General features: G+C 71.2%; 2 protein-coding genes. One reads left to right on the top strand and one right to left on the bottom strand.

All coding sequences use genetic code 11. From position 1 onward, the window contains the following. On the bottom strand, positions 1–952 hold a 952-nt coding region (locus tag FF041_RS29205), incomplete at its 3' end, for a condensation domain-containing protein (RefSeq protein ID WP_323393022.1). Positions 953–1300: 348 nt separating this feature from the next. Between FF041_RS29205 and FF041_RS29200 the strand changes: the two genes are divergently transcribed. Beyond that, positions 1301–3055 (top strand): non-ribosomal peptide synthetase, encoded by a 1755-nt coding sequence (locus FF041_RS29200; protein WP_153525578.1) that lies wholly within the window; start codon positions 1301–1303, stop codon positions 3053–3055. Positions 3056–3138 lie beyond the last annotated feature (83 nt).

Here is a 3138-nt window from a genome sequence, read left to right as displayed (position 1 = left end):
GCGGAAGGACGTTGACGAAGAAGCCGATCAGCGGCTCGGTCTCGGGCAGGGTCCGGTTCGCCGTGGTGATGCCCGTGACGACGTCCGTCTGCCCCGACCAGGCCGCCAGCAGCGCCTGGAAGGCCGCGTACTGGAATGTGAAGAGCGTGGTGCCGTGTGCGCTCGCGGCCTTGGCGGCGCGTTCGGCGGTCTCTGCCGGGATCCGGAACCCGACGCGGTCGCCGGTGCCCCAGCGGACGTCGGCGCGGGGTTTGTCGGTGGGGAGGAGGAGCAGGGGCGGAGCGTCCGCGAGTCTGGTGCGCCAGTAGGCGAGGGCGTCGGCGTGGGTGCCGGGATCCTGCGCCCGGGCGTGCTGCCAGACGGCGAAGTCGGGGTACTGGACGGCGAGTTCGTCCAGATCGGCCAGGTCGGCGAGGGTCGCGGGATCGCTGACTCCCGGCAGGTCTGCTGCCGCGCCGTACAGGGCGGCCAGCTCCCGGTGGAAGACGTCCATCGACCAGCCGTCGTTGGCGATGTGGTGGAAGACCGCGCACAGGACGTGTGTGTCCGCGTCGAGGCGGAACAGACGTACCCGCAGCAGTGGGCCCCGGCCGAGGTCGAAGGGTGTGTCGGCGACCGCGCGTACGAGTGCGGTGAGCTCGGCGTCTCCGGCGGTGTCCACGACGGCTGTGTCCAGGCCGGCCGGGGCGCCTATCACCTGGTGGAGTTCCCCTTCACGCAGCGCGAATCCCGTGCGCAGCACCTCATGGCGCGCGACCAGGACGTCCAGTGCCGTGCGGAGCGCGTCGAGGTCGAGCGGGCCGGTCAGACGGTAGCTGTGGACGGCGGTCAGGGAGCGGTTCTCATGCCCGGCCACTTCCTGGGCGAGCCACATGCCGCGCTGGGCGTGCGAAGCGGGCAGCGGCCGACCTCGGTCCGCCACGGGCAGCAGCGGAGCCGGCGTATTCGCCACGCGGGACAACCACGCGTGGAGCACGTCTTCACCTGGCGTACTTGGGTTTGGATCACGCATGGATTACCCGGGGCTCCTGGAGTCGTCTGTGAAGTCTGCACCAGTCTTTGCGCCGTTGATCAATCCCCGACGGGCGGTCGGGCATGTGTTCGATCCATGGGTGAGTATGGGCGAGGCTGCCGCAAAGGACCAGTCTTGAACATTGGAAATTCATCGAATACTGTCCGGTCCGGTCGGCGACAAGCGGGTTTTTTCGCTGTCCTGCCGCATATTTCAGCCAGATCTTTACGCCGACGGTCGTTACGCCACCCCCTTATTTTCGGTCTGTTCACCGAACAGGAGCGATTCATGGATGGCCCTGTCGTCGACTTCGACGCGGAACTCAACGTGGCCCTCAGGGTGGCGGAATTCGCCAGAACCCGGCCGGACGTCAGGGCCGTCAGAGCCCAGGACGGCGCCTTCGGCTTCGCCGAGCTCGGCCGCCGCGTCGAGGCACTCGCCGCGCGTCTCACCTCGCACGGCGTGGGCCCCGAGACGCCCGTCGGGGTCCACCTGGGACGCAGCCGCTACCTCGTGACAGCGCTGCTCGCGGTGTGGCGTGTGGGTGGCGTGTTCGTACCCCTCGATCCCGCGCATCCGGCCGCTCGGCTCGCCGCAGCCGCCCGCGACGCGGGTGTCACCGTGCTCGTGGCCGATAAGGCCCTGCCCCTGGGCGAGCCGGGAGTCCCCGTGATCGACCCCGCGGCCGATCACGACCCGCCGGCCGCCGGGACGCCGCCCGCCCCCGTTCCCCTGCCGGGCTCCCTCGCCTACATCGTGTACACGTCCGGAACCACGGGTGAGCCGAAAGGCGTCGGCATCACCTACGGAAACGTCGCCGGCCTCCTGGCCGCCGTGGCCGAACTCGCCCCGCGGGAGGGCCTGGACGGCGGCAATGTGCTGGCGCCCGGGTTCGACGGCTGGCTGTGGTCCACCCTGATCCCACTGTCGCGCGGGCGCGGTGTCGTCCTCGCGGATCCGCGCGACGGAGCCGACGATCTGTTCGCGGAGCCGCTGGGCATCGTCACGGCCACCCCTTCCCTGCTCGCCGCCCAGGACGTGCCCCCACCAGGCACCGGGCCCGCCACCGTCGTCGCCGCGGGCGAGGTCTGCCCGCCGGAGCTCGCCGAGCGCTGGTCGTCCGGGCGCCGGTTCCTCAACGCCTATGGCCCCACCGAGACGACGATCTGCGCGACCTGGGCGGACACCGCGGCCGGTGACGACCCGGCGACCATCGGACGGCCACTTCCCAACTACCGCCTCCATGTCCTGGATCCGGCCCTGCGCGAAGTGGCGGACGGCGATACCGGCGAGCTCTTCATCGCGGGGCCGGGGGTGGGACGCGGCTATCGCGGCCGGCCCGGACTGACCGCGACACGCTTTCTGCCCGCCCCCTCCGGCGACGGCGGCCGGATGTACCGGACCGGTGACCTGGTGCGCCGCAGACCGGACGGCTGCCTGGAGTTCATGGGGCGCAGCGATCAGCAACTGAAGATCCGCGGCTTCCGGGTGGAGCCCGCCGGAGTGGAGGCCGCCGCGCTCGCGGTACCCGGTGTCGTCTCCGCCGCCGCGTTCCCGGTGCCCGGGCCCGCCGGGGTGACCCTGGGCCTCGCCTTCATGACGGCTTCCGGGGAGGAGTCCGCCGCCGAGACGTTACGCACACACCTCGGATCGGTGCTGCCCGACCACATGGCGCCGACGCACCTCGTCCCGATCGACGAGCTGCCGCTCACACCCGCCGGCAAGGTGGACGAGGCCGCGCTCGTGGAGCTGTGCGAGGCCGAGGCATCCGGACCGGGCAAGGGCACCGCCCCCGCGACGCCGTCGGAGGTCCTGGTCGCGAAGGTGTGGTCGACCGCCCTGGAACAGCCCGTCGACATCGTGGAGGCCGACTTCTTCGAGCTTGGCGGCCATTCGCTCCTCGCCACCCGCGTGGTCTCCGCGCTGCGCGCCGAGACCGGACTGAGAGTGACCATGCGGCATCTTTTCGCCCAGCGGACCGTGGCGTCGGTCGCCCGGCAACTCGATCAGCTGGCCGAGATCCGACGCGCCTCCAGCGCCTGACCGGCGGGTGACGACATGGACCACGCCGCACAGCAACGGCCCATCGGGCCGCGCCCCGCCTCGGCCACCCGTCTCCCTCTCTC

The organism is Streptomyces jumonjinensis, assembly GCF_009600885.1.
GTDB classification, from domain to species: domain Bacteria; phylum Actinomycetota; class Actinomycetes; order Streptomycetales; family Streptomycetaceae; genus Streptomyces; species Streptomyces jumonjinensis.
Note: the sequence above shows the minus strand (reverse complement) of the source record. Positions and strands in the feature narration are given on the sequence as shown.

What these genes read in the sequence shown, in the direction of transcription:
- FF041_RS29200 (WP_153525578.1), top strand. Translation starts at nt 1,301, where the DNA reads ATGGATGGCCCTGTCGTCGACTTCGACGCGGAACTCAACGTGGCCCTC.